Annotated in this window: 20 protein-coding genes; 16 read left to right on the forward strand and 4 right to left on the reverse strand. The window is 71.3% G+C overall.

The features are described 5' to 3' along the window. Window positions 1–172: 172 nt before the first annotated feature. A complete protein-coding gene (gene bldD, locus BLW82_RS35225; RefSeq protein WP_093505382.1) occupies window positions 173–676 on the reverse strand; it encodes a transcriptional regulator BldD in 504 nt (167 codons plus the stop codon). Window positions 677–929: 253 nt separating this feature from the next. On the opposite strand from bldD, the gene pyrR reads away from it, so the two are divergent. The 14 genes from pyrR to BLW82_RS35295 all read left to right on the forward strand — a co-directional run bounded on the left by pyrR (window position 930) and on the right by BLW82_RS35295 (window position 17888). Next, complete coding sequence (pyrR, locus tag BLW82_RS35230) at window positions 930–1529, forward strand: bifunctional pyr operon transcriptional regulator/uracil phosphoribosyltransferase PyrR (protein ID WP_093505384.1); 600 nt, start codon at window positions 930–932, stop codon at window positions 1527–1529. A gap of 85 nt (window positions 1530–1614) precedes the next feature. After that, on the forward strand, window positions 1615–2595 hold the full coding sequence (locus tag BLW82_RS35235; protein ID WP_093505386.1) for an aspartate carbamoyltransferase catalytic subunit: 981 nt from the start codon (window positions 1615–1617) through the stop codon (window positions 2593–2595). A gap of 5 nt (window positions 2596–2600) precedes the next feature. Continuing rightward, window positions 2601–3887 carry a dihydroorotase gene (locus BLW82_RS35240; protein ID WP_093505388.1) on the forward strand — a complete coding sequence of 429 codons (1287 nt, stop codon included), beginning with the start codon at window positions 2601–2603 and terminating at the stop codon, window positions 3885–3887. Then, complete coding sequence (locus BLW82_RS35245; RefSeq protein ID WP_093505390.1) at window positions 3884–4453, forward strand: PH-like domain-containing protein; 570 nt, start codon at window positions 3884–3886, stop codon at window positions 4451–4453. The genes BLW82_RS35240 and BLW82_RS35245 overlap by 4 nt, the downstream gene beginning before the upstream one ends. Further along, window positions 4450–5592 carry a glutamine-hydrolyzing carbamoyl-phosphate synthase small subunit gene (gene carA, locus BLW82_RS35250; protein ID WP_093505392.1) on the forward strand — a complete coding sequence of 381 codons (1143 nt, stop codon included), beginning with the start codon at window positions 4450–4452 and terminating at the stop codon, window positions 5590–5592. Before BLW82_RS35245 ends, carA begins: the two co-directional genes overlap by 4 nt. Continuing rightward, window positions 5585–8896, forward strand: coding sequence for a carbamoyl-phosphate synthase large subunit (gene carB, locus BLW82_RS35255; RefSeq protein ID WP_093505394.1), 3312 nt, complete (start codon window positions 5585–5587; stop codon window positions 8894–8896). The genes carA and carB overlap by 8 nt, the downstream gene beginning before the upstream one ends. A gap of 147 nt (window positions 8897–9043) precedes the next feature. After that, entirely contained in the window at window positions 9044–10150 is a 1107-nt protein-coding gene (locus BLW82_RS35260; RefSeq protein WP_093505396.1) for a quinone-dependent dihydroorotate dehydrogenase, read from the forward strand. Then, entirely contained in the window at window positions 10147–10992 is an 846-nt protein-coding gene (gene pyrF, locus BLW82_RS35265; RefSeq protein WP_093505398.1) for an orotidine-5'-phosphate decarboxylase, read from the forward strand. The genes BLW82_RS35260 and pyrF overlap by 4 nt, the downstream gene beginning before the upstream one ends. A gap of 278 nt (window positions 10993–11270) precedes the next feature. After that, on the forward strand, window positions 11271–11594 hold the full coding sequence (locus BLW82_RS35270) for an integration host factor (protein WP_003977346.1): 324 nt from the start codon (window positions 11271–11273) through the stop codon (window positions 11592–11594). Window positions 11595–11654: 60 nt separating this feature from the next. Continuing rightward, window positions 11655–12248 carry a guanylate kinase gene (gmk, locus tag BLW82_RS35275; protein WP_093505400.1) on the forward strand — a complete coding sequence of 198 codons (594 nt, stop codon included), beginning with the start codon at window positions 11655–11657 and terminating at the stop codon, window positions 12246–12248. A 51-nt stretch (window positions 12249–12299) separates the two neighbouring features. Further along, entirely contained in the window at window positions 12300–12572 is a 273-nt protein-coding gene (gene rpoZ / locus BLW82_RS35280) for a DNA-directed RNA polymerase subunit omega (RefSeq protein ID WP_005319902.1), read from the forward strand. Between the two features lie 97 nt (window positions 12573–12669). After that, on the forward strand, window positions 12670–13875 hold the full coding sequence (gene coaBC / locus BLW82_RS35285) for a bifunctional phosphopantothenoylcysteine decarboxylase/phosphopantothenate--cysteine ligase CoaBC (protein ID WP_093505401.1): 1206 nt from the start codon (window positions 12670–12672) through the stop codon (window positions 13873–13875). Window positions 13876–14114: 239 nt separating this feature from the next. Next, window positions 14115–15323 (forward strand): methionine adenosyltransferase, encoded by a 1209-nt coding sequence (metK, locus tag BLW82_RS35290; protein ID WP_093505403.1) that lies wholly within the window; start codon window positions 14115–14117, stop codon window positions 15321–15323. 405 nt (window positions 15324–15728) lie between these two features. Next, the gene (locus BLW82_RS35295) at window positions 15729–17888 is read left to right on the forward strand and encodes a primosomal protein N' (RefSeq protein ID WP_093505405.1); all 2160 of its coding nucleotides are present in this window, start codon (window positions 15729–15731) and stop codon (window positions 17886–17888) included. 88 nt (window positions 17889–17976) lie between these two features. Here BLW82_RS35295 and BLW82_RS35300 read toward each other — a convergent pair whose 3' ends face one another. Continuing rightward, complete coding sequence (locus tag BLW82_RS35300) at window positions 17977–18522, reverse strand: hypothetical protein (RefSeq protein WP_093505407.1); 546 nt, start codon at window positions 18520–18522, stop codon at window positions 17977–17979. Between the two features lie 452 nt (window positions 18523–18974). Between BLW82_RS35300 and fmt the strand changes: the two genes are divergently transcribed. Beyond that, window positions 18975–19907: a methionyl-tRNA formyltransferase gene (gene fmt / locus BLW82_RS35305; protein ID WP_093505409.1), complete on the forward strand. Its 933-nt coding sequence runs from the start codon at window positions 18975–18977 to the stop codon at window positions 19905–19907. An 86-nt stretch (window positions 19908–19993) separates the two neighbouring features. Next, window positions 19994–21412 (forward strand): RsmB/NOP family class I SAM-dependent RNA methyltransferase, encoded by a 1419-nt coding sequence (locus BLW82_RS35310; RefSeq protein WP_093505411.1) that lies wholly within the window; start codon window positions 19994–19996, stop codon window positions 21410–21412. Between the two features lie 202 nt (window positions 21413–21614). Here BLW82_RS35310 and BLW82_RS35315 read toward each other — a convergent pair whose 3' ends face one another. Further along, complete coding sequence (locus BLW82_RS35315) at window positions 21615–23060, reverse strand: GntP family permease (RefSeq protein ID WP_093505413.1); 1446 nt, start codon at window positions 23058–23060, stop codon at window positions 21615–21617. Between the two features lie 150 nt (window positions 23061–23210). Continuing rightward, window positions 23211–24197 (reverse strand): Bug family tripartite tricarboxylate transporter substrate binding protein, encoded by a 987-nt coding sequence (locus tag BLW82_RS35320; RefSeq protein WP_093505415.1) that lies wholly within the window; start codon window positions 24195–24197, stop codon window positions 23211–23213. Window positions 24198–24286 lie beyond the last annotated feature (89 nt).

Raw genomic sequence — 24286 nt, forward strand, 5'->3', positions numbered from 1 at the left:
TGTCGCGCAGTTCCTCCCCCAGCCGTCGGCCAGGGGGTACCTCAGCGCCCCTTGGTCGGGCGGGCAACCGTCGCCCACCGGGGGAAGGGCGATGACAAAAGACGCCGGGGTGGCCGGAACCGTCGAGTTCCGGCCACCCCGGCGGCACGTTTCTGCTCAGTCGTGGTGCGGGTCAGGCCTCTTCGTGGCTGGCCACCGCGCGGCGGGCGTCCGCGTCCAGGACGCCCCAGCTGATCAGCTGCTCGGTGAGGACCGAGGGGGACTGGTCATAGATGACGGCCAGTGTGCGCAGGTCGTCCTGGCGGATCGACAGCACCTTGCCGTTGTAGTCACCGCGCTGGGACTGGATCGTCGCCGCGTAGCGCTGCAGGGGTCCCGCCTTCTCGGCCGGCACGTTGGCCAGCCGCTCCAGGTCGAGGACCAGCTTCGGCGGGGGCTCGGCGGCACCGCCGGGCGTCGTGCCGGGCAGGAGCTCCTGCACCGGGACCCCGTAGAAATCCGCCAACTCTGCAAGGCGCTGTACGGTCACGGCACGGTCGCCGCGCTCGTACGAACCGACCACCACGGCCTTCCAGCGACCCTGGGACTTCTCCTCGACACCGTGGAGGGAAAGGCCCTGCTGGGTGCGGATGGCCCGGAGCTTGGCCCCGAGCTGTTTGGCGTATTCGCTGGACATATAGCTCCCCGGACACTGTGTCGACGCGGCCGGCCTTGGTTCCTGCCGCGCGGCTGGTAACTCACTGTGAGGTTACGCAGCGTTACTCTGCTGCGTCAAGCCGAATGGTCCGCACCGACTCTTCCGTGGGAGCGATGACCGATTACGCCAGGGGGGTGATCGGAGGCCTCTCGGTCACCTGCTACGGTGGATGGCGCAAATCCGACGTCCTTTAAGGTCCGTCCCGTGAGGCGGAGAAGGGGGTCCGTTTCGTATGGACAAGCAGGAAAAGCCGGACCAGCAGGAAACGCCCGACACCGCGGTGCGGGCATCCGACGCGCGGCCCGTTCTCGAGGGCCCGGACATCGCGCGGGTCCTGACCCGCATCGCCCACGAGATCGTGGAGCGCGCCAAGGGCGCCGACGACGTGGTGCTCCTCGGCATCCCGACCCGCGGTGTCTTCCTCGCCCAGCGGCTCGCCGCCAAGCTGGAGCAGATCACCGACCGCAAGATGCCCGTCGGTTCGCTCGACATCACCATGTACCGCGACGACCTGCGCATGCACCCACCGCGTGCGCTGGCCCGCACCGAGATTCCCGGTGACGGCATCGACGGCAGGCTCGTGATCCTCGTCGACGACGTGCTCTTCTCCGGCCGCACCATCCGCGCCGCCCTCGACGCCCTGAACGACATCGGGCGCCCCCGCGCGGTCCAGCTGGCGGTCCTCGTCGACCGCGGCCACCGCGAACTGCCCATCCGCGCCGACTACGTCGGCAAGAACCTCCCCACGTCGTTGCGGGAGACGGTCAAGGTCCTGCTCGCCGAGGAGGACGGTCGCGACACCGTGCTGCTCGGCGCGAAGCCGACCCCGTAGCAGGCGTAAGGACCCGCACCGCCCCGGTGCGCCCACGCCTGCCCGCAATCTCCCGATATGTGAACTTCCTTACGGAGCCTGACAGATGCAGCGTCATCTCATCTCGGCCGCCGACCTCACCCGCGACGACGCCGTCCTGATCCTCGACACCGCCGAGGAGATGGCCCGGGTCGCCGACCGGCCGATCAAGAAGCTGCCGACCCTGCGCGGCCGCACCGTCGTCAACCTCTTCTTCGAGGACTCGACCCGCACCCGGATCTCCTTCGAGGCCGCCGAGAAGCGCCTCTCCGCCGACGTCATCAACTTCACCGCCAAGGGGTCCAGCGTCTCCAAAGGCGAGTCCCTGAAGGACACCGCGCAGACCCTGGAGGCGATGGGCGTCGACGCGGTCGTCATCCGGCACGGCGCCTCCGGGGCGCCCTACCGGCTGGCCACCTCCGGCTGGATCGACGCGGCCGTGATCAACGCAGGCGACGGCACCCACCAGCACCCCACCCAGGCCCTCCTGGACGCCTTCACCATGCGCCGCCGCCTGGTGGGCCGGGACGCCGGGACGGGGCAGGACCTGGCCGGCAAGCGCATCACCATCGTCGGCGACGTCCTGCACAGCCGGGTCGCCCGTTCCAACGTCGACCTGCTGCACACCCTCGGCGCCGAGGTCACCCTGGTCGCCCCGCCCACCCTGGTACCGGTCGGGGTCGAGCGGTGGCCGTGCGAGGTGTCGTACGACCTCGACGCCGTACTGCCCAAGTCCGACGCCGTGATGATGCTGCGCGTCCAGCGCGAGCGCATGAACGCGGCGTTCTTCCCCACCGAGCGCGAGTACTCGCGGCGCTACGGCCTCGACGGCGAGCGCATGGCGAGGATGCCCGAGCACGCCATCGTGATGCACCCCGGCCCGATGGTCCGCGGCATGGAGATCACCGCCGAGGTCGCCGACTCCGAGCGCTGCACCGTCGTCGAGCAGGTCGCAAACGGAGTCTCCATCCGGATGGCGGTTCTGTACCTCCTGCTCGGCGGCAACGAACCCGCCGTCAGCCACGCCCGCACCACCGAGGAGAAGTAAGACCCATGAGCAAGATCCTGATCCGTGGTGCGAAGGTGCTCGGCGGTGAGCCGCAGGACGTCCTGATCGACGGCGAGGTCGTCGAGGCGGTCGGCTCCGGGCTGTCCGCCGAGGGCGCCGAGGTCGTCGAGGCCGCCGGGAAGGTGCTGCTGCCGGGCCTGGTCGACCTGCACACCCACCTGCGCGAGCCGGGGCGCGAGGACTCCGAGACGGTCCTCACCGGCACCCGCGCCGCGGCGAGCGGCGGCTACACGGCCGTGTTCGCCATGGCCAACACCTTCCCGGTCGCCGACACCGCCGGCGTCGTCGAGCAGGTCTACCGGCTCGGCCGGGAGCACGGCTACTGCGACGTCCAGCCCATCGGCGCCGTCACCGTCGGCCTGGAGGGCAGGAAGCTCGCCGAGCTGGGCGCCATGCACGAGTCGGCCGCCGGGGTCACCGTCTTCTCCGACGACGGCAAGTGCGTCGACGACGCCGTGATCATGCGCCGCGCCCTGGAGTACGTGAAGGCCTTCGGCGGGGTCGTGGCCCAGCACGCCCAGGAGCCGCGGCTGACCGAGGGCGCCCAGATGAACGAGGGCGTCGTCTCCGCCGAGCTGGGGCTCGGGGGCTGGCCCGCCGTCGCCGAGGAGTCGATCATCGCGCGCGACGTGCTGCTCGCCGAGCACGTCGGCTCCCGCGTCCACATCTGCCACCTCTCGACCGCCGGCTCGGTCGAGATCGTGCGCTGGGCCAAGTCCCGGGGCATCGACGTCACGGCCGAGGTCACCCCGCACCACCTGCTCCTCACCGACGAGCTGGTCCGGTCGTACAACCCGGTCTACAAGGTCAACCCGCCGCTGCGCACCGAACGGGACGTCCTGGCCCTGCGCGAGGCCCTCGCGGACGGCACGATCGACATCGTCGCCACCGACCACGCCCCGCACCCGCACGAGGACAAGGACTGCGAGTGGGCCGCGGCCGCCATGGGGATGGTGGGCCTGGAGACCGCGCTGTCGGTGGTGCAGGAGACCATGGTCGACACGGGCCTGCTGACCTGGGCCGGCGTCGCCGACCGCATGTCCGTCAAGCCCGCGCGGATCGGACAGGCCGCCGGTCACGGCCGCCCCGTCTCGGCAGGCGAGCCCGCCAACCTCACCCTGGTCGACACGGAATACCGTGGCCTGGTGGACCCCGCGGGCTTCGCCTCGCGCAGCCGCAACACCCCGTACGAGGGACGCGAGCTGCCGGGCCGTGTCACCCACACGTGGCTGCGGGGCAAGGCGACGCTCGTGGACGGGAAGCTGACGTGACACCTCTGATCCTGCTGGCCGACGAGAAGAAGTCGGCCGCGGTCACCGACTGGTCCGCCCGCATCGGCTGGCTGGTCGGCCTCGCCCTCTTCGTCGCGCTCGTCTACTGGCTGATGCGCGAGGGCTGGAAGTGGCGCGGCACCCTCCAGGGCGACCTCCCGGAGCTGCCCAGCGCGCCGGACGACCCCGGTGCCGTGAGACTGACGATGAGCGGCCGCTACCACGGCTCCACCACCGCCGGGCAGTGGCTGGACCGCATCGTGGCCCGCGGTCTCGGCTCCCGCAGCCGGGTCGAGCTCACCCTGACCGACGCGGGCCTGGACGTCGTACGCCCCGGCGCGACCGACTTCTTCATCCCCGCCGACGCGCTCCGCGAAGCCCTGCTCGGCAAGGGCATCGCGGGCAAGGTCCTCACCGAGGGCGGACTCCTCGTGGTGACCTGGCAGCACGGCGACCGGCTGATCGACTCCGGATTCCGCTCCGACCAGGCGGCCGAGCACACCGAGTGGGTCGACGCCGTCAACTCCATGATCAAGACACCCAGCACGGAAGGCGCCGAACGATGACGACCTCCACCAGGGGAACCGGCAAGGTTCCCGCCGTACTCGTCCTGGAGGACGGCCGGATCTTCCGCGGCCGCGCCTACGGGGCCGTGGGGGAGACCTTCGGCGAGGCCGTCTTCTCCACCGGAATGACCGGCTACCAGGAGACCCTGACCGACCCGTCGTACGACCGCCAGATCGTGGTCGCCACCGCCCCGCAGATCGGCAACACGGGGTGGAACGACGAGGACGACGAGTCCAGCCGCATCTGGGTCTCCGGTTACGTCGTGCGCGACCCCGCGCGCGTGCCCTCCAACTGGCGCGCCAAGCGGTCGCTGGACGAGGAACTGGTCGCGCAGGGCGTGGTCGGCATCTCCGGGATCGACACCCGCGCCCTCACCCGCCACCTCCGCGAGCGCGGCTCGATGCGCGCCGGCGTCTTCTCCGGCGAGGCGATCGCCACCGACGCCGAGCTCCTCGCGCGCGTGCAGGCCCAGCCGCACATGAAGGGCGCCTCGCTGTACGAGGAGGTCGCCACCAAGGAGGCGTACGTGGTCCCCGCGGTCGGGGAGAAGCGGTTCACCGTCGCCGCCATCGACCTCGGCATCAAGGGCATGACCCCGCAGCGGATGGCCGAGCGCGGCATCGAGGTGCACGTGCTGCCCGCCACCGCCACCGAGGACGACGTGTACGCCGTCTCCCCGGACGGCGTGTTCTTCTCCAACGGCCCCGGCGACCCGGCCACGGCCGAAGGACCGGTGGCCCTGATGACCGCCGTGCTGGCGCGGAAGACCCCGCTCTTCGGCATCTGCTTCGGCAACCAGATCCTCGGCCGCGCGCTCGGCTTCGGCACCTACAAGCTGAAGTACGGCCACCGGGGCATCAACCAGCCGGTCCAGGACCGGACGACCGGCAAGGTCGAGGTCACCGCGCACAACCACGGCTTCGCCGTCGACGCGCCGCTCGACAAGGTCAGCGACACGAAGTTCGGCCGCGCCGAGGTCTCGCACGTCTGCCTCAACGACGACGTCGTGGAGGGGCTGCAGCTGCTCGACCAGCCGGCCTTCTCCGTCCAGTACCACCCCGAAGCGGCAGCCGGCCCGCACGACGCCGCCTACCTGTTCGACCGCTTCGTTTCCCTGATGGAGGGCCAGCGTGCCTAAGCGCACCGATATCCAGTCCGTCCTGGTCATCGGCTCCGGCCCGATCGTCATCGGCCAGGCCGCCGAGTTCGACTACTCCGGGACCCAGGCCTGCCGCGTGCTGCGCGCCGAGGGCCTCAGGGTCATCCTGGTCAACTCCAACCCGGCGACGATCATGACCGACCCGGAGATCGCCGACGCGACCTACGTCGAGCCGATCACCCCGGAGTTCGTCGAGAAGATCATCGCCAAGGAGCGGCCCGACGCGCTGCTGCCCACCCTGGGCGGCCAGACGGCGCTCAACACCGCCATCTCGCTCGACGAGAACGGCGTCCTGGCCAAGTACGGCGTCGAGCTGATCGGCGCCAACGTGGAGGCCATCAACAAGGGTGAGGACCGCGACCTCTTCAAGGAGGTCGTGGAGGCGGTCCGCCAGAAGATCGGGCACGGCGAGTCCGCGCGGTCGGTCATCTGCCACACCATGGACGAGGTCATCGCGGGCGTCGAGGAGCTCGGCGGCGGCTACCCGGTCGTCGTCCGCCCGTCCTTCACCATGGGCGGCGCCGGCTCCGGCTTCGCCCACAACGAGGAGGAGCTGCGCCGGATCGCCGGGCAGGGCCTCACGCTCTCCCCGACCACCGAGGTGCTCCTGGAGGAGTCCATCCTCGGCTGGAAGGAGTACGAGCTGGAGCTGATGCGCGACAAGCACGACAACGTCGTGGTCGTCTGCTCCATCGAGAACTTCGACCCCATGGGCGTGCACACCGGCGACTCGATCACCGTCGCGCCCGCGATGACGCTGACCGACCGCGAGTACCAGATCCTCCGCGACGTCGGCATCGCCGTCATCCGCGAGGTCGGCGTCGACACCGGCGGCTGCAACATCCAGTTCGCGGTGAACCCCGAGGACGGCCGGGTCATCGTCATCGAGATGAACCCGCGTGTGTCCCGGTCCTCAGCGCTCGCCTCCAAGGCGACCGGATTCCCGATCGCGAAGATCGCGGCGAAGCTGGCCGTCGGCTACACCCTCGACGAGATCCCCAACGACATCACGCAGGAGACTCCGGCCTCCTTCGAGCCCACGCTCGACTACGTGGTCGTCAAGGCCCCGCGCTTCGCGTTCGAGAAGTTCCCGTCCGCCGACTCCACGCTGACCACGACCATGAAGTCGGTCGGTGAGGCGATGGCCATCGGCCGCAACTTCCCCGAGGCCTTCCAGAAGGCGCTGCGCTCGCTGGAGAAGAAGGGCAGCCAGTTCACCTTCGTCGGCGAGCCCGGCGACAAGCAGGCGCTGCTGCACGAGGCGGTACGGCCCACCGACGGCCGGATCAACACGGTCATGCAGGCCATCCGGGCGGGCGCCACGCCCGAGGAGGTCTTCGAGTTCACGAAGATCGACCCGTGGTTCGTCGACCAGCTCTTCCTGATCAAGGAGATCGCCGACGAGCTGGCCGAGGCGGCGGAACTGAGCGCCGAGCTGATCGCCGACGCAAAGCGGCACGGCTTCTCCGACCAGCAGATCGCCGAGATCCGCGGCCTGCGCGAGGACGTGGTCCGCGAGGTCCGGCACGCGCTGGGCGTGCGCCCGGTCTACAAGACGGTCGACACCTGCGCCGCCGAGTTCGCCGCGAAGACGCCGTACTTCTACTCCTCCTACGACGAGGAGACCGAGGTCGCGCCGCGCGAGAAGCCGGCCGTCATCATCCTGGGCTCCGGCCCCAACCGCATCGGCCAGGGCATCGAGTTCGACTACTCGTGCGTGCACGCGTCCTTCGCGCTGAGCGACGCCGGCTACGAGACGGTCATGGTCAACTGCAACCCGGAGACCGTCTCCACGGACTACGACACCTCCGACCGGCTCTACTTCGAGCCGCTCACCCTGGAGGACGTCCTGGAGATCGTGCACGCCGAGCAGCAGGCCGGACCGGTCGCCGGCGTGGTCGTGCAGCTGGGCGGCCAGACCCCGCTGGGCCTGTCCCAGGCGCTCAAGGACAACGGCGTGCCGATCGTCGGTACGTCCCCCGAGGCGATCCACGCCGCCGAGGACCGCGGCGCCTTCGGCCGGGTCCTCGCGGAGGCGGGCCTGCCGGCCCCCAAGCACGGCACGGCCACCACCTTCGCCGAGGCCAAGGCCATCGCCGACGAGATCGGCTACCCGGTGCTCGTCCGCCCGTCGTACGTGCTCGGCGGGCGCGGCATGGAGATCGTCTACGACGAGGCCCGGCTGGCGGCGTACATCGCCGAGTCGACCGAGATCAGTCCCACCCGTCCGGTCCTCGTCGACCGGTTCCTGGACGACGCCATCGAGATCGACGTCGACGCGCTCTACGACGGCGAGGAGCTGTACCTGGGCGGCGTCATGGAGCACATCGAGGAGGCCGGTATCCACTCCGGCGACTCGGCGTGCGCCCTGCCGCCGATCACGCTCGGCGGCTTCGACATCAAGCGGCTGCGGGCCTCGACCGAGGCCATCGCGAAGGGTGTCGGTGTACGGGGTCTGATCAACATCCAGTTCGCGATGGCCGGGGACATCCTCTACGTCCTCGAAGCCAACCCGCGCGCGTCCCGCACGGTTCCCTTCACCTCGAAGGCGACCGCGGTGCCGCTGGCCAAGGCGGCCGCCCGGATCTCGCTGGGCGCGACCGTCGCCGAACTGCGCGCCGAGGGGCTGCTGCCGGCCCGCGGCGACGGCGGCGAGCTGCCGTTCGACGCGCCGATCTCCGTGAAGGAGGCGGTCATGCCGTGGTCGCGGTTCCGCGACATCCACGGGCGGGGCGTCGACACGGTGCTCGGCCCGGAGATGCGCTCCACGGGCGAGGTCATGGGCATCGACTCCGTCTTCGGTACGGCGTACGCCAAGTCGCAGGCCGGGGCGTACGGGCCGCTGCCCACCAAGGGCCGCGCGTTCATCTCCGTCGCCAACCGCGACAAGCGCTCCATGATCTTCCCGGCGCGCGAGCTGGTCGCCCACGGCTTCGAGCTGCTGGCCACCTCCGGCACGGCCGAGGTGCTCAAGCGCAACGGCATCAACGCGACGGTCGTCCGCAAGCAGTCGGAGGGGATCGGCCCCAACGGCGAGCGGACGATCGTGCAGCTCATCCACGACGGCGAGGTGGACCTCATCGTCAACACGCCGTACGGCACCGGGGGTCGCCTGGACGGGTACGAGATCCGGACGGCCGCGGTGGCCCGGTCGGTGCCGTGTCTGACGACCGTGCAGGCGCTGGCGGCGGCTGTGCAGGGGATCGATGCCCTGAACCACGGGGACGTGGGGGTGCGGTCGCTCCAGGAGCATGCGGAGAGGTTGACGGCCGCGAGGGACTGAGAGGCCGTAGTGAGGCTGCGGGCCGGTTGCGGCTGGTCGCGCCCACGCGGCGGAGCCGCAGATTGAGCACTGCCCCGCGCCCCTTCAGGGCGCTCCGCTGAGGGGGGACTCCGGAGACGGCGTCCCCCCTCCGTATGAGGACCACTGATGTACAAGATCTTCTTCCAGCTCGTCTTCCGGCGGATGGATCCCGAAGCCGCCCACCACCTCGCCTTCCGATGGATCCGGCTCGCCGCCCGGATCCCGGTGCTGCGCACCTTCGTTGCCGCCGCCTTGGCTCCCCGCTACAAGGAGCTGCGCACCGAGGCCTTCGGGCTGCGGATGCACGGGCCGTTCGGGCTGGCGGCCGGGTTCGACAAGAACGCGGTGGCGATCGACGGGATGTCGATGCTCGGGTTCGACCACGTCGAGATCGGGACCGTGACCGGGGAGGCGCAGCCCGGCAACCCCCGCAAGCGGATGTTCCGGCTCGTCGCCGACCGGGCGCTGATCAACCGGATGGGGTTCAACAACGACGGCTCGTTGACCGTCGCCGCGCGGCTGGCGACCCGTCAGGCCGTGTTCAGGACCGTCGTGGGCGTCAACATCGGCAAGACCAAGGCCGTACCGGAGGCCGAGGCCGTCGGCGACTACGTGAAGTCCGCCGAGCGGCTCGCGCCGTACGCGGACTACCTGGTCGTGAACGTGTCGTCGCCGAACACGCCGGGCCTGCGCAACCTCCAGGCCGTCGATCACCTCCGCCCGCTGCTGACGGCCGTGCGCGAGGCCGCCGACCGCGTGGCGGCGAACCGCCGGGTGCCGCTCCTGGTGAAGATCGCGCCGGACCTCGCCGACGAGGACGTCGACGCCGTCGCGGACCTGGCCGTGGAGCTGGGTCTCGACGGGATCATCGCCACCAACACGACGATCGCGCGCGAGGGGCTCGGGCTGCGGTCGGATCCCGCCCTGGTGAAGGAGACCGGAGGGCTCTCCGGGGCACCGCTCAAGGCGCGCTCCCTGGAGGTGCTGCGGCGGCTGTACGCGCGCGTGGGCGACCGCATCACCCTGGTCGGCGTCGGCGGTGTCGAGGACGCCGAGGACGCCTGGCAGCGCATCCTCGCCGGTGCCACGCTGGTCCAGGGTTACAGCGCCTTCGTCTACCAGGGCCCCTTCTGGAGCCGCGCCGTTCACAAGGGCCTCGCCGCCCGCCTGCGCACCAGTCCGTACGCCACCCTCGCCGACGCGGTCGGCGCCGACGTGAGGAAGACCGTATGAGCCCGTTGGAGCCCTTCGGCGCGCGGCTGCGCCGCGCGATGGACGAGCGTGGTCCGCTGTGCGTCGGCATCGACCCGCACGCCTCGCTGCTCTACGAGTGGGGTCTGCACGACGACGTGGCGGGCCTGGAGCGGTTCAGCCGCACCGTCGTCGAGGCGGTGGCCGACCGGGTCGCCGTGATGAAGCCGCAGAGCGCGTTCTTCGAGCGGTTCGGCTCGCGCGGCATCGCCGTCCTCGAGCGGGTGGTGGAGGAGGCGCGGGCGGCCGGGACGCTGGTCGTGATGGACGCCAAGCGCGGCGACATCGGCTCGACCATGGCCGGATACGCGGAGGCCTTCCTGAGCAAGGACGCCCCGCTGTTCTCGGACGCCCTGACCGTCTCCCCGTACCTCGGCTACGGCTCGCTCAGCCCCGCCGTCGCGCTGGCCAGGGAGAGCGGGGCCGGCCTGTTCGTGCTGGCGCTCACCTCCAACCCGGAGGGCCCCGAGGTGCAGCACGCGGTGCGCGCCGACGGGCGGACGGTCGGCGCGACGATGCTGGCCCACCTCGCCGCCGAGAACGCCGGGGAGGAGCCGCTGGGTTCCTTCGGCGCCGTCGTCGGCGCCACGGTCGGCGACCTGTCGTCGTACGACCTCGACATCAACGGTCCGCTCCTCGCGCCGGGCGTCGGCGCGCAGGGGGCGACGGCGGCCGACCTGCCCACGGTCTTCGGGCCCGCGGTGCGCAACGTGGTTCCAAACGTGAGCCGAGGTGTTTTGCGTCACGGTCCCGACGTCGGGGCCCTGCGCGCGGCCGCGGAGCGGTTCGCGGGCGAGATCCGGGATGTCGTCGCAGGTCGGTGAGGGCTCCGACGAGTCGCCGAAGAGCGCTTCGCCGGGCACTTCGGCGACTGCCCGATCGTGAATACATCCTCAAATCCGGGGCAGTATGTCTGAAATGTCTGGCCTGACGGAGGCTGACCAGGACTTTTCCGCTGTTCTCGCTGACTCCGGCGGACTTGCCCGCTAGTCTCCGAGCAGAGTCAACGGGCAAGCGTGTTGCTCGTAGCTCCCCAGGTGTGGGGCGACTAGGTTCCTCACCGGTCCGTATCCGACAGTTCGACATCCGAGGTGACGTAGGCGTGGCTCTTCCGCCCCTTACCCCTGAACAGCGCGCAGCCGCGCTCGAAAAGGCCGCCGCGGCTCGCCGGGAGCGGGCCGAGGTCAAGAATCGACTCAAGCACTCCGGCGCCTCTCTTCACGAGGTCATCAAGCAGGGCCAGGAAAACGACGTCATCGGCAAGATGAAGGTCTCCGCCCTGCTCGAGTCCCTGCCGGGCGTGGGCAAGGTCCGCGCCAAGCAGATCATGGAGCGACTCGGGATCTCCGAGAGCCGCCGCGTGCGTGGTCTCGGTTCCAACCAGATCGCCTCCCTGGAGCGCGAGTTCGGCAGCACCGGCTCCTGATCACGGGGCCGTCCGGGAGGGCCGTCCCGGACGGCCTGCGATTGCTGGAATAATCGCTGCATGGCTGCAACATTCCGGGGGACGACCCCCGAGCCCCCGGACGATCGTCCGCGGCTGACCGTGCTCTCCGGCCCCTCCGGGGTCGGCAAGAGCACGGTCGTCGCCCATATGCGCAAGGAACACCCCGAGGTCTGGCTCTCGGTGTCGGCGACCACGCGCAAGCCCCGCCCCGGTGAGAAGCACGGCGTCCACTACTTCTTCGTCTCCGACGAGGAGATGGACAAACTGATCGCCAACGGCGAACTCCTGGAGTGGGCCGAATTCGCCGGCAACCGCTACGGCACCCCGCGCGCCGCGGTCCTCGAGCACCTGGAGGCCGGCGTGCCGGTTCTCCTGGAGATCGACCTCCAGGGCGCCCGGCAGGTCCGCGAGACCATGCCGGAGGGCCGGCTGGTGTTCCTGGCCCCTCCGTCCTGGGAGGAGCTGGTGCGCAGGCTCACCGGGCGCGGCACCGAGGCGCCCGACGTGATCGAGCGGCGGCTGGACGCGGCCAGGGTCGAGCTCGCGGCCGAGCCGGAGTTCGACGAAACCCTGGTCAACACCTCTGTCAAGGACGTGGCGCGCGAGCTGCTAGCCTTGATGGACGTTGTGTGATCGTCGCTGATCATTCAGACTGAATCTTTCCCATCCATCGGAAGGCAGAGCGTGTCCTCTTCCATCACCGCGCCCGAGGGCATCATCAACCCTCCGATCGACGAGCTCCTCGAGGCCACCGACTCGAAGTACAGCCTCGTGATCTACGCGGCCAAGCGCGCCCGTCAGATCAACGCGTACTACTCGCAGCTCGGCGAGGGCCTCCTCGAGTACGTCGGTCCGCTCGTCGACACCCACGTCCACGAGAAGCCGCTCTCCATTGCCCTGCGCGAGATCAACGCGGGTCTGCTGACGTCCGAGGCCATCGAGGGCCCGGCGCAGTAGTACTTTCGTATTGCGGTTGACTTATCCACAGGCCCGGCGGCCGACTGCCGGGCCTGTGGTGTGTGATGGCGTCATGGATTCGACGAGTGGAGGCCCGGTGGGCAAGCCGAAGGTCGTGCTGGGGGTCAGCGGCGGCATCGCCGCGTACAAGGCCTGTGAGCTGCTGCGGAGGTTCACGGAGTCGGGTCACGACGTCCGGGTCGTGCCCACCGCCTCCGCGCTGCACTTCGTCGGGGCCGCGACCTGGTCCGCCCTCTCCGGCAACCCGGTCTCCATCGAGGTCTGGGACCACGTCGAGGAGGTCCCGCACGTCCGCATCGGCCAGCACGCCGACCTGGTCGTCGTCGCCCCGGCCACCGCCGACATGCTCGCCAAGGCCGCCCACGGCCTCGCCGACGACCTGCTCACCAACACCCTCCTCACCGCCCGCTGCCCGGTCGTCTTCGCCCCCGCGATGCACACGGAGATGTGGGAGCACCCGGCCACCCAGGAGAACGTGGCCACGCTGCGCCGCCGCGGCGCCGTCGTGATCGACCCGGCGGTCGGCCGCCTCACCGGCGTCGACACCGGCAAGGGCCGCTTCCCCGACCCGGCGGAGATCTTCGAGGCCTGCCGGCGCATCCTGGTGAGAGGAGCGGCGGAGCCCGACCTGGCCGGCCGCCACGTCGTCGTCTCCGCCGGCGGCACCCGGGAGCCCCTCGATCCCGTCCGCTTCCTCGGCAACCGCTCCTCCGGCAAGCAGGGCTACGCCCTCGCCCGCACGGCCGCCGCACGCGGCGCCCGCGTGACGCTGGTCGCCGCCAACACCACGGGACTGCCCGACCCGGCGGGCGTGGACGTCGTCCCGGTCGGTACGGCCGTGCAGCTGCGGGAGGCGGTGCTGAAGGCGGCCGCCGACGCCGACGCCGTGGTGATGGCCGCCGCCGTCGCCGACTTCCGCCCCGCGGTCTACGCGGCCGGAAAGATCAAGAAGAAGGACGGCCAGGAACCCGAGCCGATCGTCCTGGTGCGGAATCCGGACATCCTCGCGGAGATCTCGGCCGACCGGGCGCGGTCCGGACAGGTGATCGTCGGCTTCGCCGCCGAGACCGACGACGTCCTCGCCAACGGCCGGACCAAGCTGGCCCGCAAGGGCTGCGACCTGCTCGTGGTGAACGAGGTGGGAGAGCGCAAGACCTTCGGCTCCGAGGAGAACGAGGCCGTGGTGCTCGGCGCCGACGGCAGCGAGACGCCGGTGCCGCACGGGCCGAAGGAGGCTCTCGCCGACATCGTCTGGGACCTCGTGACGGCCCGTTTGGGTTAACTTATTGCAGCCATATGTCAACTCTCCCAGACACGACATTGCGGTGCGGGGGCTCTGGTCAAGGCCGCCGACCATTGGGCAGAATGCCCGTGCCGCAGGTCACAGCACTTCCGAGTGTCGAGACAGGTAGGCCGGCGGCCGAGTGCGACCGATAAACTGTTCTCGGACGACGCCCGGGTGCAGCCCCCGTGTCGTCCGCCAATGATCAGACAGCAGCCGCTGCAACCCCAGGGAGCGTTGTGTCCCGTCGCCTGTTCACCTCGGAGTCCGTGACCGAGGGTCACCCCGACAAGATCGCTGACCAGATCAGCGACACCATTCTCGACGCGCTGCTCCGCGAGGACCCGACCTCCCGGGTCGCCGTCGAGACGCTGATCACCACCGGCCTGGTGCACGTGGCCGGCGAGGTCACGACCAAGACGTACGCGGACATCGCGACGCTGGTCCGCAACAAGATCCTGGAGATCGGCTACGACTCCTCGAAGAAGGGCTTCGACGGCGCCTCCTGCGGCGTCTCGGTCTCGATCGGCGCGCAGTCCCCGGACATCGCCCAGGGCGTGGACGCGGCCTACGAGACCCGGGTCGAGGGCGACGAGGACGAGCTCGACAAGCAGGGCGCCGGCGACCAGGGCCTGATGTTCGGCTACGCGACGGACGAGACGCCGACGCTGATGCCGCTCCCGATCTTCCTGGCGCACCGGCTCTCCAAGCGCCTCTCCGAGGTCCGCAAGAACGGCACCATCCCCTACCTGCGCCCCGACGGCAAGACGCAGGTCACCATCGAGTACGACGGCGACAAGGCCGTCCGCCTCGACACGGTCGTGGTCTCCAGCCAGCACGCCTCCGACATCGACCTGGAGTCGCTGCTCGCCCCCGACATCCGCGAGTTCGTCGTGGAGCCGGAGCTGAAGGCGCTGCTGGACGACGGCATCAAGCTCGACACCGAGAACTACCGTCTGCTGGTCAACCCCACCGGCCGCTTCGAGATCGGCGGCCCGATGGGCGACGCGGGCCTGACCGGCCGCAAGATCATCATCGACACCTACGGCGGCATGGCCCGCCACGGCGGCGGTGCCTTCTCCGGCAAGGACCCGTCCAAGGTCGACCGCTCGGCCGCCTACGCCATGCGCTGGGTCGCCAAGAACGTCGTCGCCGCCGGCCTGGCCGCCCGCTGCGAGGTCCAGGTCGCCTACGCGATCGGCAAGGCGGAGCCCGTCGGTCTCTTCGTCGAGACCTTCGGCACGGCCAAGGTCGACCACGAGAAGATCGAGAAGGCCATCGACGAGGTCTTCGACCTGCGTCCGGCCGCCATCATCCGCGACCTCGACCTGCTCCGCCCGATCTACGCCCAGACCGCCGCGTACGGCCACTTCGGCCGTGAGCTTCCCGACTTCACCTGGGAGCGCACGGACCGCGTGGACGCCCTGCGCGCGGCCGTGGGTCTGTAAGACCCGCAACCACCTCGACCGAGGCCCGGCTCCCTTTCGGCGGAGCCGGGCCTCGGCGTGTCCGGGCCGGTGTAATCGGCTGGCCGACGGGACCGGCTGATCAGTAGGGTGACGACGTCCCGGTGCGACGGCCGCGGTTACTTCCGTGGAGTGTGCCCACAGGCGCGCGGTGAAGCTGGTGTGTTCCACCGCTGTCGACTTGACCTCGGGACACCGGCGCCGCCCGGTGCGGGGGCCGCGGATCCTTCTTCCGGGCTGTGCCCACGCAGGTTCGAATCCTGCTGCCGGTTCCTGACCGGTATGGCCGAGTGGCCCAAGGCAGATGAAAATGCCGTCATGGCGTTCCGCAGCCGGAGTGAACTCGGGCGGCGCCGGCTGTCAGTGGCGTTTGGTAAGAATGCAAGGGTGAGCAGCGAGAACGAGCAGGGGGGCGGGGGCGCCGGAGGGGCGCCGCCGGAGCAGCTCGCGCTCATTCGGGAGAGCGTGCGGGGAGCCAAGGTGCCCCGGGCCAAGCCAAGGACCTGGCGGGGTGCCGAGCTGGCCGAGCGGCTGCCGGTCGCGCGGGTGCTCGTGGACAAGGGCGTGCTCCATCTCGACCGCTACTTCGACTACGCCGTCCCCGCCGAGCTGGACGCCGACGCGCAGCCCGGGGTGCGGGTGCGGGTGCGGTTCGGGGCCGGTCGGCACCGGGTGCGGGACGGGCGCCGCGAGGGCGGGGGGCTCATCGACGGGTTCCTGGTCGAGCGGCTCGCCGAGTCCGACTACGCGGGGCCGCTGGCCGCGCTGGCCCAGGTGGTGTCGCCCGAGCCGGTGCTGAGCGAGGAACTGCTGCGGCTCGCACGCGCGGTCGCCGACCGGTACGCGGGCAGCCTCGCGGATGTGCTCCAGCTGGCCGTGCCGCCGCGCAGCGCGCGGGCCGAGAAGAGGTCCTCGCCCGAGCCGCTTCCGCCGCCGCCCGTGCCGGGTGCCGGAAGCTGGTCGCGGTACGAGCACGGGGCCGCCTTCGTCGAGTCGCTGGCCTCCGGCGGCGCACCGCGCGCCGTGTGGAACGCCCTGCCCGGTCCCGGCTGGAGCGAGGAGATCGCCCGGGCCGTCGCCGCCACGCTGGCCTCCGGACGCGGCGCACTGGTCGTCGTACCGGACGGCCGGGCCGCCGCGCGGGTCGACGCCGCGTTGACCGAGGTGCTGGGCGAGGGGCGACATGCGCTGCTCACGGCCGACGCCGGGCCCGAGAAGCGGTACGCGCAGTGGCTCGCCGTCAGCCGCGGGTCGGTGCGGGCCGTCGTGGGGACCCGGGCCGCCATGTTCGCGCCCGTGCGGGATCTCGGGCTCGTCGCGATCTGGGACGACGGGGACGACAGCCACAGCGAGCAGCACGCCCCGCAGCCGCATGCGCGGGATGTGCTGCTGTTGCGGGCGGCACTCGACAAGTGCGCGTCCCTGCTCGGGAGTTGGAGCTGCACGGTGGAGGCCGCGCAGCTCGTGGAGAACGGCTGGGCGCGGCCCCTGGTGGCGGGCAGAGAACAGGTGCGGCAGTTCGCGCCGCTGGTGCGGACGGTCGGGGACGGAGACCTCGCGCGGGACGAGGCCGCGCGCGCCGCCCGGCTGCCCACGCTCGCCTGGCAGGCCGTCCGGGACGGGCTGCGGCACGGGCCGGTGCTGGTGCAGGTGCCCCGGCGGGGGTACGTGCCGAGGATGGCCTGCGCCCAGTGCCGGGCGCCGGCCCGCTGCCGGCACTGTGCCGGTCCGCTGGAGGCGCGGGACGCCGGGGCGCTGCAGTGCGCATGGTGCGGGCGGGCGGAGAACGACTGGCACTGCCCCGAGTGCGGCGGCTTCCGGTTGCGCGCCCAGGTGGTCGGGGCCCGGCGGACCGCCGAGGAGCTGGGGCGGGCCTTTCCCACCGTCCCGGTACGGACCTCGGGACGCGAGCAGGTGCTGGACACCGTGCCTGGGACTCCCGCGCTGGTCGTGAGCACACCGGGTGCCGAGCCGGTCGCCGAGGGCGGCTACGCGGCGGCCCTGCTGCTGGACGGCTGGGCGATGCTGGGGCGGCCCGACCTGCGGGCCGGTGAGGACGCGCTGCGCCGGTGGATCGCGGCCGGGGCGCTGGTGCGGCCGCAGCCGGACGGGGGCACCGTGGTCGTCGTCGCGGAGCCGACGCTGCGGCCCGTGCAGGCGCTGGTGCGGTGGGATCCCGTCGGGCACGCGGTGCGGGAGCTCGGCGAGCGGGCGGAGCTGGGGTTTCCGCCGGTGTCGCGGATGGCGGCGGTGTCGGGGACGGCGGAGGCGCTCGCCGGGTTCCTCGGTACGGCCGAACTGCCGTCGGACGCCGAGGTGTTGGGGCCGGTTCCGGTACCTGTGGTGCGGGCCGGGGCGCCTCGGCGGGCGGGTGCGCCGCCGCCGGGGGAGCACTGGGAGCGGGTGCTGGTACGGGTGCCGCCGGGGAGCGGGGCGGCGCTCGCCGCCGCCCTGAAGTCGGCGCAGGCCGCCCGGATGGCGCGAGGGAGCGGGGCCGGGGGCGAGGAGGCGGTGCGGGTGCGGATCGATCCGCCGGACATCGGGTGAACCGGCAGACGGCTGCCCTCCCGGATGCGTGCCGGGAGGGCAGGAGCGGTGGGCCGCCGGTTCTTGCCGAGGGCAGCCGTTGCGTGCGTCAGCCGTTGCGCGGGCCGGGGAAGGCCGTCGGCCTGGCCTCGTCGCGGAGGGCGGGGCTGCCCGCGGTCGGCTGGGTCGGCATGGAGCGGGCGGCCGGGACGGTGGGTACCGTGGGCAGGCCGCCGGCCACGTTGACCGTGCGGGTGCCAGACGTTTCCGTGGACCGGTCGGGATCGGCCGCCACCGTCTGGGACGCGGCGCGGCGGGCGCCGTAACGGCGGTGCACCGCCTGCTTGGTGACGCCGAGCGCGGAGCCGACCGCGTCCCACGAGAAGCCGAGCGAGCGGTCGAAGTCCACGGCGGCCGTGACCAGGGTTTCGACACTGTCCCGGAGTTCCTGGGCGAGCCGCACCGTCGGGGCGGGGGCGCGTCCGTAGACGACGAAGCCCGTGGACGGGCCGGATCGGCGCGGGCGGTAGACGTTGCCCAACTGGGCGGTGAGCGTGCGTAGTGCGTCCACCTGGCGGCGGACCCGCTCGATGTCCCGCACCAGCAAGTGCAGGCTGGCCCGGGCCTGGGCGTCGTGGGTTGCGTGGTCGGCCATGAACAAGCCTCTCGAACCGGCGTTGAAAGGAATGGGCCGCGTATGCGGCCCGTTGTGGTCAACTCTCTCTTGACCAACGCGTGGGCGCTCCGCTGGTCACGGTGTGGGGGCGTGTGGGCATATGCGTACGCCGGGTTTGCACCACCGGGTGTTCTCCCACCCGCGCGCCACCCGTCCCGGTCGGCAGAGAGGTCGAGCGACCGGCGGGGGTACTCGCCGTCGGCGGGTTGCGGGTTCGTGGGTCGTTGTGTGGTGCCCGCCTGCGTGCCGTCTGTTCCGGTCGGCGGCGGGGCTGGCCGGCTTGTGGGGGTGTTCGGCGTCGGCGGGTTGCGCGTTCGTCGGCTGTCGTCCGGGGCCGTTGGTGGGCTGTGGGCTGGGGCGGTGGTTGATCGGTGCGGCATAGACTTGCTTGTTGCCCGTGCTGATGCCGTTCGAGAGGGTCGCAGTCGCCCATGAAGCTTGTCTTCGCCGGTACCCCCGAAGTCGCCGTTCCCGCTCTGGACGCTCTCATCTCCTCCGGACGGCACGAGGTGGCCGCCGTGGTCACGCGGCCCGATGCGCCGGCCGGGCGGGGGCGCAGGCTGGTCGCTTCGCCCGTGGCCGAGCGGGCGATGGAGGCCGGGATCGAGGTGCTGCGGCCGCTCAAGCCGCGCGAGCCGGAGTTTCTGGAGCGGCTGAGGGAGATCGGGCCGGACTGCTGCCCGGTGGTGGCCTACGGCGCGCTGCTGCCCCGCGTCGCGCTCGACGTGCCCGTCCACGGGTGGGTCAACCTGCACTTCTCGCTGCTTCCCGCCTGGCGCGGGGCGGCCCCCGTGCAGCACTCCGTCATGGCGGGGGACGAGATCACGGGCGCCTCCACCTTCCTCATCGAGGAGGGGCTGGACTCCGGGCCTGTCTACGGGACCGTCACCGAGGAGATCCGGCCCACCGACACGAGCGGTGACCTGCTCACCCGGCTCGCCTTCGCCGGGGCCGGGCTGCTCGCCGCGACCATGGACGGTATCGAGGACGGCACGCTCAAGGCCGTACCGCAGCCGGGGGAGGGCATCACCCTCGCGCCGAAGATCACTGTCGAGGACGCGAAGGTGGTGTGGTCGGCTCCGGCGCTGCGGGTCGACCGGGTGGTGCGGGGCTGCACCCCGGCCCCCGGTGCCTGGACCACCTTCCGCGGCGAGCGGCTCAAGCTCATCCAGGTCACGCCGGTGCCCGAGCGGACCGACCTCGGCCCCGCAGAGATCGCCGTCGGGAAGAACAGCGTGCACGTGGGGACCGGATCGTACGCCGTGGAACTGCTCTGGGTGCAGGCCCAGGGCAAGAAGCCGATGCGGGCCGCCGACTGGGCTCGTGGCGTGCGCATCGGCGCCGGGGAGACCCTCGGCGACTGAGCCCCCCTTTTCCCGACCAGCGGCTTTCCGGCGTGCGCGGCGTACGCTGGGAGTCGCCTCATTCCCATACCCGGAGCACCTTTTTCGTGAGCGAGCAGTCCCGGCGGCCGCGCAGGCCCGCCAAGCCCTACCGCCGTCCCCAGAAGGACCCCGTCCGCGTCCTCGCCTTCGAGGCGCTGCGCGCCGTGGACGAGCGGGACGCGTACGCCAACCTCGTGCTGCCGCCACTGCTGCGCAAGGCCCGGGAGAAGGGCGACTTCGACGGGCGGGACGCCGCGCTCGCGACCGAGCTGGTGTACGGGACGCTGCGCCGCCAGGGGACGTACGACGCGATCATCGCCGAGTGCGTCGACCGGCCGCTGCGCGAGGTGGACCCGCCGGTCCTCGACGTGCTCAGCCTCGGTGTGCACCAGCTGCTCGGGACGCGGATCCCCAGCCACGCCGCCGTCTCCGCCTCCGTCGAGCTGGCCCGGGTGGTGCTGGGCGACGGACGGGCCAAGTTCGTCAACGCCGTGCTCCGCAAGGTCGCCCAGGACGACCTGGACGGCTGGATCGCGAAGGTCGCACCGGCCTACGACCAGGACCCCGAGGACCATCTGGCCGTGGTGCACTCGCATCCGCGGTGGGTCGTCTCCGCCCTCTGGGACTCGCTGGGGGGCGGCCGCGCGGGGATCGAGGAACTGCTGGCCGCCGACAACGAGCGGCCCGAGGTGACCCTGGTCGCCCGGCCGGGGCGGGCCACCACCGAGGAGCTCCTCGGCGAGGAGGCCGCCGTACCGGGACGCTGGTCGCCGTATGCCGTGCGGCTCGCCGAGGGCGGGGAGCCGGGCGCCATCACGGCCGTGCACGAGGGCCGGGCCGGCGTGCAGGACGAGGGCAGCCAGCTGGTCGCCCTCGCGCTCGCCAACGCGCCCGTCGAGGGACCGGACGCGAAGTGGCTCGACGGCTGCGCAGGCCCCGGCGGCAAGGCCGCCCTGCTCGCCGCGCTCGCCGCCGAGCGGGGGGCCGTGCTGCTCGCCTCCGAGAAGCAGCCGCACCGGGCCGGGCTGGTCGAGAAGGCGCTGCACGGCAACCCGGGGCCGTACCAGGTCATCGCGGCCGACGGCACCCGGCCGCCGTGGCGCCCGGGCACCTTCGACCGGGTCCTGATGGACGTCCCCTGCACGGGCCTGGGCGCGCTGCGGCGCCGCCCGGAGGCACGCTGGAGGCGCCGCCCCGAGGACCTCGACACCTTCGGTCCGCTGCAGCGTGCGCTGCTGCTGACCGCGATCGACTCGGTGCGGGTGGGCGGGGTGGTCGGGTACGCCACGTGCTCCCCGCACCTGGCGGAGACGCGGGCGGTGGTCCAGGACGTGCTGAAGCAGCGCCCGGACACCGAGCTCGTGGACGCGCGTCCGCTGCTGCCGGGGGCGCCGGAGCTGGGCGAGGGGCCGGACGTGCAGCTGTGGCCGCACCTGCACGGCACCGACGCGATGTACCTGGCACTGATCCGGAGGACCGGCTGAGGGCGGGGGACTTTGCAGGTGGTGCGGCAGGACAGATGACCTACGAGGTCCCCGAGCGGCGTGGTCGAGACGTCAGACATCTCGGTCAACAGCTCGGGGGCCTCGCTCGTTGCGCCTCACGGTCTGCCACCTGATCAGGGACCAGCTCGAAGAGACCCACTGAGCGGTGTGCACCTCCACGACGCACCCCGCTCGGTGGCTGTCAGGCGAACACGGACAGGAGGAGCGCCATTCCGAGGCCGAGCACGCTCACCAGGGTCTGCACCACCGTCTGTGTCTTCGTGGCCTGAGTGAGATCCATGCCGAAGGATTCCTTGACCAGCCAGAATCCGGCGTGGTTCACGTAGTTCAGCCCGAGGGAGCCTGCCCCGATGGCCACCACGAGCAGCGATGCCTCCAGGCCGCCCCCGCTGACCATGGGGGCGATGATGCCGGTGGCGGAGACGATGCCGACGGTGGCGGAACCGGTGGTCAGCGACAGCAGGAGTGCGATCAGCCAGCCCAGCACGATGACGTTCAGATGCGCCCCCTTGGCGGCGGAGGCGATCGCGTCGCCGATGCCGGAGTCCTGGAGAACCTGCTTGAACGCACCACCGCCGCCGATGATGAGCAGGATGGCGGCGATGGACTTCAGGCTGTCCGTCAGGGATGCGCGGACCTCCTCGCCGGAGCGGCCCGTGCCCAGAGTGGTCACGCCGAGAGCGAAGAGCAGCCCGGCGAGCATCGCCACGACGGGCTCGCCCAGGAAGGTCAGCGCGGAACTCACGGTGCTCGTCTCGTCGAGCACCGTTTCGGCGAGGGTACGCAGCAGCATGAGGGCGACAGGGACGAGCACCGCGGTGACGGCCAATCCGGTCGGTATCCGGGAACGGGACGTGACGTCCGTGTCCGCCGATGACGCATGCGGAGCGCCGACCGTCACGCTGACAGGCGACGTCGCTCGGACGGAATGCGACGCACCCGTGAACTGCGCGACAAGAGCCTCGTCCGGGCGAACCTCGGCAAGGCGCGGCGCGATCCACCGGGCGTAGACGGGGCCGGCCAGGATCACGGTGGGGACGGCGCAGACGAAGCCGACGACCACGGTGAGGCCCAGGTCGGCGTGGAGACCGGTCATGGCGGTGAGCGGACCCGGGTGCGGCGGCAGCATGCCGTGCAGGGTGGACAGCGCGGCGATGGCCGGTACGCCGAGCAGGACGTACGGGGAGCCCTGCGTGCCGCCCTGGGATTCCAGCCTGCGCGCCACGCTGAAGATCAGCGGCAGTAGCACGATCAGGCCGACCTCGAAGAACATCGGGATGCCGATCACGAACGCCGCGGCGGTGACCAGCCAGGGCAGCCCGCGGGTGCTGGAGCGGTCGATCAGGGCGTGGGCGAGGGCGTCGGTGGCGCCCGAGTCGGACAGCAGGCGCCCGAGCATGGCGCCCAGGGCCAGGGTGATGCCCACGTCTCCGAGGGTGCCGCCGGCACCGTCCTCGAGGGATCCCACCAGTTTGGTGACGGGCTCGCCGGCGGCGAGGCCGGTGCCGACAGCGACGACGATGAGCGCGACGAACGGATGGATGCGCAAGCGGGAGTTGATGAGGTAGATCAGGGCCGTGATCGCGATGGTGAGGATGAGCAGCAACCACCAGGTGTGCGTGGTCATGCGGGTGCCTTTCGATGGACAGGTGGACAGGTGGACAGGTGGACAGGTGGACAGATGGACAGATGGACAGGTGATGGGCATGCCGAAGTGAGCCGCAGCGCAGCAGGGTGGTGGTGCGGCTTGTGCCGGGAGGGGCGGGCGGCAGCCCGGTCAGTCCAGTCCGAGATCCCTGACGAGACGGGCCACCGACGTGTCCTGTTCGGACAGGTACGCGGCGAAGGCGTCGCCGGTGGTGAACGCGTCGGTCCAGCCGTGGCGGCGGAGCTCCGCTTTCCATTGCCGGGACCGGTGCATCGCTGCCAGCGCTTCGATCCACCGCTTCCGGTCGGCGCCTCGGATGCCGGGCGGCGCCACGACTCCCCGCCAGTTGCTGAAGACCAGGTCGATGCCGGACGCCTTGAGGGTCGGTACTCCGGGCAGTGCGTCGTTCGGTCGTGGGCTGGTCACCGCCAGGACCCTGAGCTGACTGGCGTCGATCTGGTCGAGGAACTCGCCGAAGCCGGTGGTGGCGAAGTCGACCTTGCCGTCGAGGAGAGCGGGCAGCAGGTCGCCGCCACCGCCGCCGTAGGCGACGTAGCCGACCCGGTGCGGGCCGATACCGACGGCCTTGGCCAACTCCATGGCCAGCAGGTGGTCCGGTCCGCCGGGTGAGGATCCGCCCCCGACCTTCAAGCGCGCGGGGTTCCTCTTCCAGGCGGCGATCAGATCGTCGATCGACCGGTAGGGCGAGTCACGGCGCACGACCACCGCGCCGGCCTCCTCGACCAGCCGGGCCAGCGCGGTGGTCTCGTTGATGGACGCCTTCGTGTGTGCCACGTGCGACGCACCGATCACTCCGAGCCCCATCTGCAAGACGAGTCTGCCGTTGCCCCGCTCGTTCACGATGCGCTGCAGGCCCACCGTGCCGCCTGCTCCCGGCAGGTTGAAGACCTGCACGCCGGACTCCACACCGGTCTCCTGCAGCACGCGGGCCACCGTCCGGGCCGTGGTGTCGTATCCGCCACCGGGGGTGTTCGGAACCATGATCCGCAGCCCGGTGTCGGCCGGTTCCCCGTCGGGCAGCACCTGGCACCCGGTGCCGAGGAGCAGTGACAGCGCGAGGAGGGCGCCGCGAAGGGCGTGCGAGCGACCTCTCATGGCACCTCCCTTCCGCAGCCGTCGCGATGGACGTCATGATTGTGCGGCCCGCGGTGCGAGCCGCCCAGTTTGTGTCAGCAGTAGAGATT

Source organism: Streptomyces sp. Ag109_O5-10, assembly GCF_900105755.1.
GTDB lineage: Bacteria > Actinomycetota > Actinomycetes > Streptomycetales > Streptomycetaceae > Streptomyces.